Origin of the sequence: Streptomyces sp. 130, assembly GCF_007096885.1 — a bacterium.
Lineage (GTDB): Bacteria > Actinomycetota > Actinomycetes > Streptomycetales > Streptomycetaceae > Streptomyces.
Map to the genome: position 1 here is coordinate 196,953 of NZ_VJNO01000007.1, position 12,423 is coordinate 209,375.

General features: G+C 75.4%; 11 protein-coding genes and 1 pseudogene. 1 reads left to right on the forward strand and 11 read right to left on the reverse strand.

Features of this window, described 5'->3' with window-relative positions; translation table 11 throughout:
- Positions 1-3: 3 nt before the first annotated feature.
- Genes FKN01_RS09240 through FKN01_RS09250 form a run of 3 tightly spaced genes read right to left on the reverse strand, consistent with a single transcriptional unit; the run spans position 4 to position 4,213 of the window.
- Positions 4-1,458 carry a M20/M25/M40 family metallo-hydrolase gene (locus FKN01_RS09240; RefSeq protein ID WP_143618377.1) on the reverse strand — a complete coding sequence of 485 codons (1,455 nt, stop codon included), beginning with the start codon at positions 1,456-1,458 and terminating at the stop codon, positions 4-6.
- Positions 1,451-2,515 (reverse strand): DUF917 family protein, encoded by a 1,065-nt coding sequence (locus FKN01_RS09245; RefSeq protein ID WP_143618380.1) that lies wholly within the window; start codon positions 2,513-2,515, stop codon positions 1,451-1,453. The genes FKN01_RS09240 and FKN01_RS09245 overlap by 8 nt, the downstream gene beginning before the upstream one ends.
- 57 nt (positions 2,516-2,572) lie before the next feature.
- Positions 2,573-4,213 carry an OPT/YSL family transporter gene (locus FKN01_RS09250; protein WP_143618382.1) on the reverse strand — a complete coding sequence of 547 codons (1,641 nt, stop codon included), beginning with the start codon at positions 4,211-4,213 and terminating at the stop codon, positions 2,573-2,575.
- Between the two features lie 203 nt (positions 4,214-4,416).
- On the opposite strand from FKN01_RS09250, the gene FKN01_RS09255 reads away from it, so the two are divergent.
- Complete coding sequence (locus FKN01_RS09255; protein WP_143618384.1) at positions 4,417-5,187, forward strand: IclR family transcriptional regulator; 771 nt, start codon at positions 4,417-4,419, stop codon at positions 5,185-5,187.
- 25 nt (positions 5,188-5,212) lie between these two features.
- Here FKN01_RS09255 and FKN01_RS33050 read toward each other — a convergent pair whose 3' ends face one another.
- The 8 genes and pseudogenes from FKN01_RS33050 to FKN01_RS09290 all read right to left on the reverse strand — a co-directional run bounded on the left by FKN01_RS33050 (position 5,213) and on the right by FKN01_RS09290 (position 12,410).
- On the reverse strand, positions 5,213-5,335 hold the full coding sequence (locus FKN01_RS33050) for a hypothetical protein (protein ID WP_260696830.1): 123 nt from the start codon (positions 5,333-5,335) through the stop codon (positions 5,213-5,215).
- Between the two features lie 112 nt (positions 5,336-5,447).
- Positions 5,448-5,789: pseudogene (locus FKN01_RS33055) on the reverse strand (AroM family protein); the annotation flags it as partial.
- A gap of 65 nt (positions 5,790-5,854) precedes the next feature.
- Positions 5,855-6,619, reverse strand: coding sequence for a 4'-phosphopantetheinyl transferase superfamily protein (locus FKN01_RS09265; RefSeq protein WP_143618386.1), 765 nt, complete (start codon positions 6,617-6,619; stop codon positions 5,855-5,857).
- 7 nt (positions 6,620-6,626) lie between these two features.
- Positions 6,627-7,916, reverse strand: coding sequence for an MFS transporter (locus FKN01_RS09270; protein ID WP_143618388.1), 1,290 nt, complete (start codon positions 7,914-7,916; stop codon positions 6,627-6,629).
- A 63-nt stretch (positions 7,917-7,979) separates the two neighbouring features.
- Positions 7,980-8,384: a hypothetical protein gene (locus FKN01_RS09275; RefSeq protein WP_143618390.1), complete on the reverse strand. Its 405-nt coding sequence runs from the start codon at positions 8,382-8,384 to the stop codon at positions 7,980-7,982.
- Entirely contained in the window at positions 8,381-9,676 is a 1,296-nt protein-coding gene (locus tag FKN01_RS09280; RefSeq protein WP_143618392.1) for a glutamate synthase-related protein, read from the reverse strand. The genes FKN01_RS09275 and FKN01_RS09280 overlap by 4 nt, the downstream gene beginning before the upstream one ends.
- On the reverse strand, positions 9,673-12,000 hold the full coding sequence (locus FKN01_RS33530) for an amino acid--tRNA ligase-related protein (protein WP_143618394.1): 2,328 nt from the start codon (positions 11,998-12,000) through the stop codon (positions 9,673-9,675). The genes FKN01_RS09280 and FKN01_RS33530 overlap by 4 nt, the downstream gene beginning before the upstream one ends.
- Positions 11,997-12,410: a cobalamin-dependent protein gene (locus FKN01_RS09290; protein WP_143618396.1), complete on the reverse strand. Its 414-nt coding sequence runs from the start codon at positions 12,408-12,410 to the stop codon at positions 11,997-11,999. The genes FKN01_RS33530 and FKN01_RS09290 overlap by 4 nt, the downstream gene beginning before the upstream one ends.
- Positions 12,411-12,423: the final 13 nt, after the last annotated feature.

The window sequence follows — 12,423 nt, forward strand, 5'->3', positions numbered from 1 at the left end:
CCCTCACCCGGCGGCCCGCTCCCGTACGGCGAAGGCGTTCAGGGTCAGGGACAGGCTCGCGGTGAGCCGCCGCGCGTACGGGACGTGCAGCGACTCGTTCGGACCGTGGGCGTTCGCCCCCGGGCCCAGCACTCCGCAGGCGAGGAACTGGGCCCCGGGGAACCGCCGGGACAGCTTCCCCATCAGCGGGATCGTGCCGCCCTGCCCGATCCGGGCCACGTCCGCCCCGTCGAAGCAGGCCCGGCTCGCCCCGGAGAGCGCGGCGCTCAGCCACGGCTCCTCGGCGGGCGCGTGCCAGCCGTCCGCGAGGACCCGGTCGGGCGTGAAGCGGACCGTCGCGCCGTACGGCGGGTCCGCCTCGAGCAGCCTGCCCAGCTCCGCGACGGCCGCCGCGCCGTCCACCGTCGGCGGCAGCCGCAGCGCCAGCTTCACCCGGGTGTGCGGGCGCAGCACATTGCCGGCCGAGGCGGCCGGCGGAAGCCCGTCCGCCCCGGTGACCTCCAGGCTGGGCCGCCACGCCCGGTTGAGCAGCAGCTCCCCGGGCTCGTCGGACACGGCCGAGGTGTTTCCGTACCAGTCGAAGCGCTCCCGGACCCCGTCGCCGAGCAGCGCCGCCGCCTCCCGGGTCTGCTCCCGGCGCTCCGGAGGGACCACGCCGTGCAGGGCGGCGGGGCGCAGCGTGCCCGTCGCCCCGTCCTCCACCCGGTCGAGCAGCTGCCGCAGCACCCGGAACGACGACGGCACCACGCCCCCGGCGTCCCCGGAGTGCGCGCCGTCGCCCAGGACCCGCACGTCGAGCGTGCCGCCGCAGGCCCCGCGCAACGACGTGACCAGCCACAGCCGTTCGTAGTCGCCCGCGCCGGAGTCCAGGCACACCACGAGGCCCACCTCGCCGATCCGGTCCGCCAGCACTCCGAACCAGTGGTCCAGGTCCGGGCTCCCCGACTCCTCCCCGGCCTCGAACACCCCGACACACCGGGGCCGGGCGGCGCCCTGTTCGGCCAGGGCCCGGATCGCGGTCACCGACGCGGGCAGCGCGTACCCGTCGTCGGCGCCGCCGCGTCCGAACAGCCGGGTGCCGTCGAAGGACGGCTCCCACGCGGTGCGCCCCCCGGTCCATCCCCCGCCCTCGGGCTGCTTGTCGAGGTGGCCGTAGAAGAGGACCGTCTCGTCGGACCGGGTGCCCGCGCCGGGGACCTCGAAGAAGATCAGGGGCGTACGGCCGGGGGCGCGCAGGACCTCGGTGCGCAGGCCCGGCAGCGGCACCTCGCGCAGCCAGTCCGCCGCCGCCCCGACGGCCCGGTCCAGGTGCCCGCGGGCCTCCCACTCCGGGTCGTACGCGGGGCTGACCGCCGGGATCCTGATGTGTTCCCGGACCAGCGGCAGGACCTCGGCCTCCCACTGCGCGTCGCAGAACTCCCGCACCGGGCCCGGGTCGGCGACGGTCGGCTCAGACATCGGCGAGCGCCTTCCCGGCGGGCGCGAACTCCAGGCCGAGCAGCGCCTCGACGGGGGCGTACACCTCGGGCATGTACATCGTCGGGGACAGCAGCAGGTTCTCCGCCGGGGCGACCAGGACCTCGACCCGCCGCCCCACCTCGACGTCGGCGGAGGCGAGCGGCTGCCCCGCCTCGTCGAACGTCGTGATCAGGTCCGGGAACGCGGCCCGCCGGCCGCCGGCCAGGTCGAGCGCCATGTACTCGTTGACGAAGTGCAGCGTGGTGCCGTCGGCGTCGTCCAGGACCGCGACGCCCACGTCCAGGCCCTCCCGCTGCTCGCAGCGGTACTCGCGCACGGTCCCCGCCGCGGCGATCTCGCCGCCCAGCTGCCGGGCCGCGCCGGCCGGCCCTTCGGCCAGGAAGCGGTGCCCCAGCTCGATCGCGAAGCCGATGGCGCCCGGGGCGCCGTTGCGGACGGCGTAGCCGACCTCGACCGGGTTGCGGGCGACGCCCACCCAGCCGCCCGCCTCCACGGACGCGCGCCGGACCACGTTCGACGTCGCGTCCAGGCCGCCGGAGACGGCCCCCTCGACGTAGGCGTGGGGCTTGCCGCCCGCGTAACCCTGGCTGGAGCGGTAGCCCTCGCGGCGGTGCAGCCCCATCGCTCCCATCTGGCTGGAGGGGTGGGCGCGGCCGTTGCACGCCAGGTCGATGACGGGCAGGCCGGTGAGCGCGGAGTGGAACCAGCCGTTGACCGTGGTCTCGGCGCCGTTCTCGTTGGTGTGCAGCGCGACCAGGTCGCCCGGCAGCTCGCGGCGCAGCAGTTCCAGCGCGCGCACCAGGTGCGTCGGCAGGACCTGCGGGTCGGGCGCGGCGGGGGCGCCGACCAGGGCCACGGTCGCGGTCAGGTCGCCGTCCGCGAACTCGTCGGCGCTCCACAGCTCGGGCGTGCCGACCTGGAGGGCCAGCTCGGCGGTGCGCAGGCCCCGCTCCACGAAGCCGCCGCCGCCTCCGCCGAGCACGGCACCGCCGTACACGGCCGCGCGGATGTCGTCATGGGTCAGCTGTCGCTTCACGGGGTTCTCCCAGGGTGGTGCTGTGCGGGTGGACGAGAGGGTGGAGAGGAGGTCCGGCTACTTGGCGGCCTTGAACACGCCGTTGCCGAAGGAGTAGAGGGCGTCCCCGGCGATCGCACCGCCGGCGAACACCTCCAGGTCGCCCTTGACGTCCCGGCCGAGCAGACGCGGGACGAGGACGCGGGCCGCGATGCCGGCGGCGACCATCCAGCCGGCCATCGGGGTCGTGATCAGCAGCCCGGTCGCGAGCAGGATGCCCAGCTGCCGCTTCGACCCGCCGATGAGCTGCACGATCGCACCGGGGACCGCCCACAGCGCGAGGTGCTCCGCGGTCTCGACGGACGGGCCCGCCTTGATCGCGGCGACGTACGCGGCGTCGATCGGGGCGGTCTGCCCGTTGTCGAAGAACATCCGGTACGAGACGAGGACGACGACGATCGCGACGCCGAAGCCGATCATCGCGGCGATCAGCTGCTGGCGGCGGCCCTCCAGCTCGAAGGCCGGGTCGGCGTTCTCACCGCGCAGCAGGTAGCCGGTCTTGAGGTCGTAACCCATGTCCGCGAACGCGGGACCGGTCGCGGCGGTGAAGCCGGAGAGCACGACCAGGGCCTCCGGCGGGAAGCCGATGAGGATGCCGAGCAGCAGCGTGATCAGGGCGATCGCGAAGGCCGGGAACCAGCCGGAGTGCATGGAGGCGATGCCGACCAGCAGCTCGTGCAGGAACGCCGCGACGGACGCGTACACCAGGAAGCCGATCAGCATGCCCGGGCTCATGTGCGTGGCCGCGCCGGTCCCGAAGGCCAGCAGGACCGAGATCACGAGGTAGGCGCCGAACCCCAGCCGCATCGAACGCCCCAGCCGTCGCGCGCCCTCTTCCGCGCCCTCCGGCGCACCGGCCGAGCGGGCCCGCGCCGCGTTCGTCCGCCGGGCACCGAGGATGGCCCGGCCGACCTGCACGAGGGCGACCAGACCGGCGCCGATCATCATGCCGTGCGGCAGGTACATCCCGTTCAGGTCGAGCCCGAACAGCGGGTCCGCGTACTGCGTGAAGAGCAGGCCGGCGCCGAACGCGGCCATCGCGCCGAAGCCGCCGATCAGGGCCACGCCGAACGCGGACATCGGCAGCGAGAACACCGCGCCCGCCAGACCGGTCACCAGGCCCAGGCCGAGCACCTTGGCACGCCGGCCGCCCTCGTCGCCCGCCCGGATCGCCTCGGCGGCGGCCAGCCCGAGCGGCCACGGGTTCTTCGCGGGGAAGGCCGGGGTGTCGTACATCCGGTACAGCAGCCAGGCGTCCACCAGCATCGCGACCGAGACGCCGACCAGCATCGGGACGACCATGTCGTCCATCCCGAACAGGAACGGGATGCCGATCGGCAGGAACAGGCTGTTCGCGGCGCCGAAGGTGGCCGACGAGATGCTCGTCTGCGCCAGGTTCTGGGCGTGGACCGAGCGGAAGCCGCGGAAGGCGACGAGCGGCACGCGGGCCAGCGTCATCGCGGCCAGCGCGCCGATCAGCGAGGTGCTGGGTGTGACGCCGAGGGTGGCGAGCAACTGCACACCGACGACCGCGCCGAACACGCTGAGCACCACGGTGAGGATCAGATTGCCGGGCGCGAGGGCGCGGGGATGGCGCGCTTCCTCGGGCGCGGGGTGCGGGGCGCCGGTGGCGGCCCGGCTCGTCGCGTCGGTGCTCATGGATCTCCGGTGCTTCCGTGCGGGGCGGCGTTTCCACCACTCCAGGAGTTCTAAAATATGGAACCGTGTGTGAATATCTGGATGTGCTGGATCATCCCGGGGGGCGCGCCCGCCCGTCAAGGAGGTGGGCGGCGGTCTCGGTATGCGGACGCCCCTTACGATCGGACGCACGGGCCCCGGGGCCCGGGGGAGGCAGGAGAACGGTGAGCACACTCGCCAACGCGCGGGACGTCCTGCGGCTGCTGGCGCGCCTTCAGCGCGACCTGACCGTGACGGACGTGGCGGGCGCCCTGGACCTGCCGAAGAGCTCCGTGTCGCGGACGCTGAGCATGATGGCCGAGTACGGCTTCCTGGACCGCGACCCGGTGAGCCGCGCCTACCGGCCCGGCGAACTCGTCATGGAGGCCTCGTACCACTTCCGCGCCTCCCGCTCCACCGCCTCGCTCCTGGAGGAGGAGCTGGCCAGGCTGGTCGCCGACATCGGCTACACCGGATACGTGGACGTGCTCGACGGCGCCGAATCGCTGGTGCTGCACATGCGGATCGGCACCGCCGGCGCCCTCCAGGCGTACACCCCGGCCGGCACCCGCGCGCCCGCCTACGCCAGCTCCATGGGGCGCGCCCTGCTCGCCCGCCTCGACGACGCGCAGGTGCTGCGGCTGGTCGACGCCCGCCTCGAACAGGCCACCGGGTCGGCGCCCCGCACCCCCGGTGAACTGGTCTCCTCGCTGGCCCGGGTGCGCGCCGACGGCTGGGAGTCCTCGCGCGGCGAGTTCGTGCCGAACGTCGCCGGGATCTCCGCCGCCGTGGTGGACGGCGACACGGGCCAGGTCTTCGGCATAGGGATCGCCCTGCCCGCCCCCGAACTGCGCCACGAGAACGAAACCCGCTACGGACGGGCGGTGCGCGACGCCGCGCGGCGCGTGGGCAAACGGATCGGCGATCCGTACTGGCTCCGCTACGTGGCCGAATAGTCCCGGCCCGGCCCGGGACCGCCCCTCAGGCGAGCAGCGGCCCCAGCATCGCCCCCACCACCGCGCCCGGCGTCAGCACCGGGGCGGTGATCCCGGCCGCGCGCAGCGCCTCGCGGTGCCGGGTCCCGCAGCCCATGCGGTCGAGCACCAGCGCGTCCGCCCCCGCGTCCAGGTGGGCGCGGGCCGCCGAGCGCCCGCCGCTTCGTCCGGGCCTCGGCCACCTGCTCCGGCAGCGGGACGACGATCCCGACGCGGGCGCCCCGCAGCGCCGCGCCCACGTATCCCGTGAGCAGCGCGTCCGGCTCGACCAGCCGCGCCCGCCGCGTCCGCGGCCCCGGGAATTCCCCGGTGCACAGGAGCACCACCACGTCCGCCCCTTCCGCCTCCACCCGCTCCACCAGGGCGGTGAGCCCGGCCCCGACGGCGTCGGCGTCCAGCGTCACGGGGGCCCCGTCGGCCGGCCGGCTGAGCAACGTCGCCCGCCCGCGCACCGCTGCGAACCGGGCCTCCGCCTCCGCCCGGCCGAGCCCGTCGAGGACCCCCGCGTTGTTCCGGATACTGGAAGTCGGTTGACGTTCTCGGGACAACGTAGTGCCGGGCACCGCCCGTACGGCAGGGGGACGCCCCCGGCGGTGGTCCCACCGGGGGCGTTACGGGGCGGAGTGGCTCAGTCCGGACCGGTGCCGCCCGCCTCGTCGCGGCGGAGCGCCACCGCGGCCCGGTGGCCGGCCGGGACGGCGATGTCGGCCAGCAGCCAGCCGCCGGGGCCGGCCGGTGCCTGCCCGGCGCCCACGTACTCCGCCGACGGGTCGTCGCCCAGGCCGATGCCGAGCCCCTTCAGGTACGCCTCCTTCCTGGTCCACACCCGGGCGAACGCGGCCGGCCGCAGCGCGGGCGCCAGCGCGGCGAGTTCCGCCGCCTCCAGGGGGTGGACGACATCGGCCGCCTCCAGGAGGGTGTCCGGGTCCGGTACGGGTTCGACGTCCACCCCGACCGGAGCGGCGGCGACGGCGATCAGGCTCAGGCCCTCGCAGTGCGAGAGCGAGAAGTGCAGGGGCCCGTCCGGGAGTACGGGCCGCCCGTGCGGTTCGCCGCAGCCCGGGCAGGGCGCCCGGGCCACCGAGACCGTGCGCGGGGCGACGCCCAGGTGGTTGCCGAGGACCCGGCGCAGTCCGACATGGGCGCACAGATAGGTGGCGCGGTCGGCGGGGCGGCGGAACTCCTCGGCCCGGGCCAGTTCGGCGGGGCAGAGCACGAGCGGGGCGTACCGGCTCGCGGTCTCCTCGTGCGCGGCGGTGGCCACCAGCCAGAGCTGCGGGCGGCCGGGGTCCGGCCCGGCCGGCGGGGGCAGCGCGGCGGGCAGCGGGGGGAGTGGGGTGGGCAGGAGGACGGATCGGAGGACGGGTGACGGGCGGGGGTCCAGCAGGGACATGGCTGCCTCACACGGCGGTGGCGGTGGGCTCGGGGGCGGCGGAGACCTCCGCCGTGGCGGGGGCCTTCCGCGTCGTGGGGGCGCGCAGGGCGAGCGTGGCGGCGATCGGCGAGAACAGTGCGACGCCGGCGCACAGCAGCCAGGTGCCGGTCACGCCCAGGGACGCGGAGAGCGAGCTGAAGACGGCCAGGGAAAGGGGCGCGGCCCCGATGCTGGACAGCGAGAACGTGGACATCGCGGCGCCCACCTTCCCCTCGGGGACGGCCTGTTGATACGCGGTGACCAGGGCGGGTCCGTTGAGCCCCGAGAACAGGCCGACCGCGCACGCCGTGACCGCGAGGACGGCCGGCGAGGGCACCAGGGCCATGGAGCCCATGCCCACGGCGAGCCCGGTGCCGGTGACCACCAGCTTGACCGGGACCGGGATGCGGTGGGCGAGAGCGGCACCGGCCGCCGCCGAAGCCAGGGCGCCCGCGCTGAACGCGGTCAGGGCCGCCGCGACCGAGCCGATGCCCCAGCCCTCGCCGGACGCGCGCAGCGGCAGGGCCACCTCGGCCGGCCAGAGGAACGCGAAGTCCATGCAGAAGCAGGCGATGAACATCCAGCGCAGCCTGGGGTGGGCGCCCAGGAGCAGGAGCCCGTCGCCGGAGCGCCGGAACAACGACGGGCGCGGCCCGGTGCCGTGCTCCGGCCGGGCCATGCCCCGGGTGACGTGGAACGCGCAGACCAGCCAGACGGCGCACCCGGCCGCCGCGACGAGCATGACCCCGGACAGGCTGCCCGCCACCACCAGCCAGGCGCCCAGCGGTGATCCGGCGATCGGCGCCAGCCGCATCACCATGGAGAACAGCGAGTTGGCGCGGCCCAGGTGCTCCTGGGGGGCCAGCCGGGTGAGCAGGACGCCCGACGCCGGGCCGGTCAGGCCGAGCAGCGAGCCCTCGACCACGGCGACGGCGATCAACGGCCAGACGCTGTGGGCGCCCGCGGTGACCAGGGCGCCGACCGCCAGGACGACGAGCCGGGTGGAGGTGGCCCGGAGGAGGACCGCGCGCGGGCCGAGGGAGTCGGCGAGGGCGCCGCCGAACAGCAGCATCAGGGCACGCGGCAGCGTGGAGGCGAGGATGACGAGCGTGACCGCGGACCGGCCGCCGAGCTGCACGGCCGTCCAGTTCATGGCGATGATCAGCGCGAAGCTGCCGCACTGCACGGCGGCCTGGCCGGTGACGAAGCTGCCGATGCGCCGCCAGTCGGGAGCGGGGCCCGCCTCGGACGGCGGGGCGGTGGGATTCGTTGTCATGGGGTTCGGCTTCCTGGGTCGGCAATCTGCGGAGAGGGGAGTACGGCTCGTCGCGCGAGTGGTTCAGCGGCGCGTGACGCGGACGTCGACGCCCGTGTCGTCGCCCCGCAGCGTCGCCGCGACGGCCAGCGCGGCGGCCCGGCCGACGGCGCGCCGCAGGGCCCGCCGGTCGCGTGCGGCACGGGTGCGCCCGGGGGCGCGGAGTTCCAGGCGGCCACCGAGGTAGCCCCGGCCCGCCTCCGCCAGGGCACGCTGGACGGCCAGCAGGGCCGCGTCGTCCACGGAGTCCCGCCCGCCGGCGTGGCGCACGGCGTGGCCGGCGGGTCCGACGGTGACGCCGGGGGCCTCCCGCAGCACGAACCTGGCCCGGACGGTGCGGTGCCGGCCGGTGACGGCGGGGAGCCGGCCGGGCGGGGAGGACCGGCCCCCGGCTCCGTGCCGGGCCGCGGACCTCGCCCGCCCGTTCACCGCGTCGCTCCGACGGCCGCCGGGTCGCCGGGCAACGGCGCCCCGGCGCCGAAGGGGCCGCCGTCCGGCCACCAGAGGTCCTCGGGGCCCAGTGCGCCGACGTCGTACTTGCCCAACGCGCTGACCAGCAGCCGCAGTTCGAGCGCGATGCTCTCGGCGAGCCGCACCAGCCCCCGCTCCGGGTCCTCGTCCACGGCGACGAGCGCGGCGCGGCCGAGGCCGACGCCCGTGGCGCCCAGGGCGAGGGCGCGCAGGACGCGTCCGCCCTCCCACATCCCGCCGCTCGTCAGCAGGCACCCCCCGGGCCGCCCGATCCGGCGCAGGCACTCGGCGAGCGGCAGCCCGACCTGGTCGAGGAAGACCCGGGGCGCCCAGCCCGTACCGCCCTCCGCGCCGTCCACGGTGACGGAGTCGGCCCCGGCCTCCCAGGCGGTGCGGGCGGCGTGCGCGATGTCGCGGCCCGGGTGGAACTTCACCCACGTCCGGGCCCTGGGGAAGTTGTTCCGCATGAAGCGCAGCTGCTGGCGCAGGATCTCGTCGGTGAAGGTGCCGGGCGTGGCGCAGCGCAACCGGAGCCCGCCGCCCGCGCCGAACGCGTCGGTGACCGTGAACCGGTCCGCCAGCTGTTCCGCCTCCGCGCTCCCGACGACGGTCATGCCGCCGAGTCCGGGCTTGGCGCCCTGGCCGGTCTTCAACTCGAAAGCCAGGCGCCCCGACGCGAGCAGCGGCCGGGTGGCGGGGTCGCTGTAGAGGAGGTTCCAGACCTCCGAGTCGGCGTCCTCGGTGGACTGCTGGACCACGATCCCGCCGGCCCCTTCGGGCGCCGCTTCGAGGTACGCGTCGATGCGCGCGAGGAGCGCGGAGCGGGCGGCGTCTCCGCCGCGCCGGTAGCCGTGCACGGGGACCATGTTCTCGCCGATGACCATGGGGATGCCGAGGCGGCCGGCCTGCCGGGACGCCTGCACGGCCAGGTCGCCGCTGCCCGCCCTGGTGGACCCGAAGGCCGACAGATACAGCGGCAACGAGGACGTGAACCCGCCGATCCGGCAGGCCAGTGCGACGTCACCGAACTCCGGCTCGCGGGCGAGGGCGATCAGCTTCTCCAGCCGCTCCGGCATGAAGACGGGCGGCACGATCCTGGCCCGGTCGAGGGCGTCCGTACCGGCCGCACCCCCGGGGCCGAAGAGCTCGCCACCGTACGCGCCGGGGTCCGGGAACACCTCGGCGGTGCCGCGCCGGGCGCGGGCGCGGATCTCGCGCTCGGGGAAACCGGGGGCGGTGAGGGCGCTCACGGGGCCACCACCCCGGGGAGCTTCGGGTAGGCGCTGACCTGCCACAGCGAGTCGAGACCGGTGAGGAAGCGGACGAGGCGCTGAAGCCCCATCCCGAAGCCGGCGCTGGCCGGGATGCCCTCGCGGGCCTCCTTCAGATACCAGGCGTACTTGGCGGGGTTCTCGCCGCTCTCGCGCATCCGGGTGACGATGGTCGCGTAGTCCGACTCGCGCTCGCTGCCCGAGACCAGCTCGCCGAAGCCGTGCGGGGCGATCAGGTCGAAGTTCCGCAGGACACCGGGGCGTTCGGGGTCCTCGCGGTCGTAGAAACCGCGCGAGCCCTTCGGGTAGTCGTTGATGAAGAACGGCCGGTCGCTCTCCAGCGAGAGGAGCCGTTCGCCGGTCCAGTCGATCTCGCTGTCCGCGCTCTGCGGGTGCCCCGAGGCCAGGAGCCGGGCGACGGCCTCCTGGTGGGTGCACACGTCGTACTTGCCGCTGCGCACATCCGCGAAATCGGCTTCCTGGCGCCCCAGTCCGGCCAGGACACCGGGAACGGCGGTCCACACATGCTCGGCGACATGGGTGAGGAGCCCGGCGGCGACCTCCTGCGCGTCCTCGCGGCTCGCGCCGGCGATCTCCACGTCGATCTGGTGGAACTCGACCAGATGGCGGCCCGTGGTGGCGGTCTCCTCCGGCTCCACGCGGACGTTGGGCGCGATGTAGAACAGCTTCGGGAAGCCGTGCAGCGACGCCTGCTTGTACAGGATGGCGCTGGTCATCAGCTTGTACGGGCGCCCGTAGTAGTCGACGTCCAGGGCCTTGGCGCCCCGGCCGCCCGGGTCGGTGACGGGGCCGACGAGCGGGGGCAGCAGCTCCGTGAAGCCGGCCCGGCGCAGGTACTCGCGCGCCGCGTGCAGGGCCTCCTGCTGGACGAGCATGGCGGCGCGCAGCCGCGGGGAGCGCAAGTGCTCACCGAGGGGCGGCGGCAGGGCGGTGCCTGTGGGCTGCGGGGCGTGGTCCATGACGGACTCCTGTTCGTGGCGGTGGTGAGGGGCGGCGGTGCGGGGCCGGTACGTGGTCACGGGGTCGGGCGGCGGCCGGTCGTAGCGGTCGGCCATGTGGTTGAGGGCGGTGAGGAGGCCGTTCGCGGTGAGCGGTGCCAGGTCGGGCGGGGCGTCGGGGCGGATCGGCATCGCGCCGGTGTCCGACCAGCGCAGCCGCCCGTCCGCGCCGATGACGCTGCGGGAACGGCCCGCGTTGTCGGGGTGGAGGCAGAACGGCACGTCGAGCAGGCCGCGTTCGAAGGCGGCGGGCAGCGCGCGGGCCAGGTCGGGGTGGAGCCCGAGCACGGCCTCCACCAGGGCCCGGGCCTCCGCGTAGACCTCGGAGTCCTCCCGGCCGCCCGGCGACGGCGGACCGGCCAGCGCGGCGGTGGCGGCGGCGGTCTCCAGGGCGCGGACGTTCTCGGCGACGGTCGGGATACGGCGGGACTCGGCGGTCGTCTTCACGAGGAGCCGGTCGGCCCCCGCCCGCACCGCGAGCCGCGCCGACGCTTCGAGCAGCCGGGTCGCTCCGCGGTCGGTGCGCGGGTAGACGCCCATGTAGGTGTAGAGGACGACGTGATGGTCGACGCCCGCCGGCAGCAGCTCACCGGCCAGCCGGCGCAGGGCCCGTACCGCCTCCTCGTCCTGGCCCGGGTCCGTCTGCTGCGCGTAACTCAACGAGACGCTGCGCAACCCGTGCTGGGCGAAGAACAGGCACTCCAGCACACTCGTCGCGACGAGCAGCCCGGGCGGGCAGAGCTGGCCGAGCAGGCAGCCGCCGAAGCTCTCGAGATGCGGCACGGAACCGGGGCGGGCGTGCTCCGCGAGGAGTTCGCACCCCTCGGCCCAGGCGGCGACGGATTCGCGCAGCGGGGTGCGGCCGTACGGCAGGCAGTAGGAGACCGGCCCGCCCTCGGTCGCGTCGAGGCCGGCGGCGAGCAGGGCCCGGACGATGGCCTGCGGGCGGGCGGAGCCGTGGCGGACCTGGACCGGGAAGCCGTCGTCGCGCACCCCGTCGAGCAGGGCGCGGGTGACGGCGATCGGGTGCGTGGCGATCGGGTAGCCGTTGAGCCCGGCGCCCTCGGTGAGCGCGGCCCGGGCGCCCGCGAGGTCCCCGACGCGGGTGTAGCTGTCGATGGTGAGCGTGCCGACGGTGGTGGCCGTGGCGGCCCTGGTCCGCTCCAGCCCGGCCCGCATGGCGTGCGGATCGCCGAAGCCCATGCGGGGCTGGACCACCAGCCGTCCGGCGGCGGCCGAGGCCGCGACGAATGCACCGAACGGGCGCGGCGCGGCGGCGGTCATGCCCCCACCCGCGCGGGCGCCGCGAGGAACGCGCACAGGGCGTCCAGGTCGCCCGCCCCGTCCCCGAGGACGGCGTCGCAGCCCGCCGCGCGCAGCCGGGCCGCCTCGGCCTCCCGGGAGTGGCCGGCCGTGCCCAGCTTGCCGCCGACCGCCACCGGCAGCGCGGCCAGCTCCGGTCCGGCCCGCAGCGCGCGCACGGCGGCGAGCGCGTCCCGGTAGCCGTGGCCGTTGACGCTGCTGAGCACGACCGCGTCGGGGGCATGCCGGCGACAGGCGGCCGTGAGCAGACGGGGACTCACACAGGGGCCCAGCGCGACGACGTCGTGCCCCCGCTCCTCCAGGAACAGCCCGAGATACACGAGGTTCCAGGTATGGGAGTCCGAAGCGATTCCGCTCAGGATTATCTTCATGCCTCGATACTAT

Excerpts from the sequence above, each read along its gene's own strand:
- FKN01_RS09250 (WP_143618382.1), bottom strand. The coding sequence starts at position 4,213 with ATGAGCACCGACGCGACGAGCCGGGCCGCCACCGGCGCCCCGCACCCC.
- FKN01_RS09290 (WP_143618396.1), bottom strand. The coding sequence starts at position 12,410 with ATGAAGATAATCCTGAGCGGAATCGCTTCGGACTCCCATACCTGGAAC.
- FKN01_RS09265 (WP_143618386.1), bottom strand. The coding sequence starts at position 6,619 with ATGTCCCTGCTGGACCCCCGCCCGTCACCCGTCCTCCGATCCGTCCTC.
- FKN01_RS33530 (WP_143618394.1), bottom strand. The coding sequence starts at position 12,000 with ATGACCGCCGCCGCGCCGCGCCCGTTCGGTGCATTCGTCGCGGCCTCG.
- FKN01_RS09270 (WP_143618388.1), bottom strand. The coding sequence starts at position 7,916 with ATGACAACGAATCCCACCGCCCCGCCGTCCGAGGCGGGCCCCGCTCCC.
- FKN01_RS09240 (WP_143618377.1), bottom strand. The coding sequence starts at position 1,458 with ATGTCTGAGCCGACCGTCGCCGACCCGGGCCCGGTGCGGGAGTTCTGC.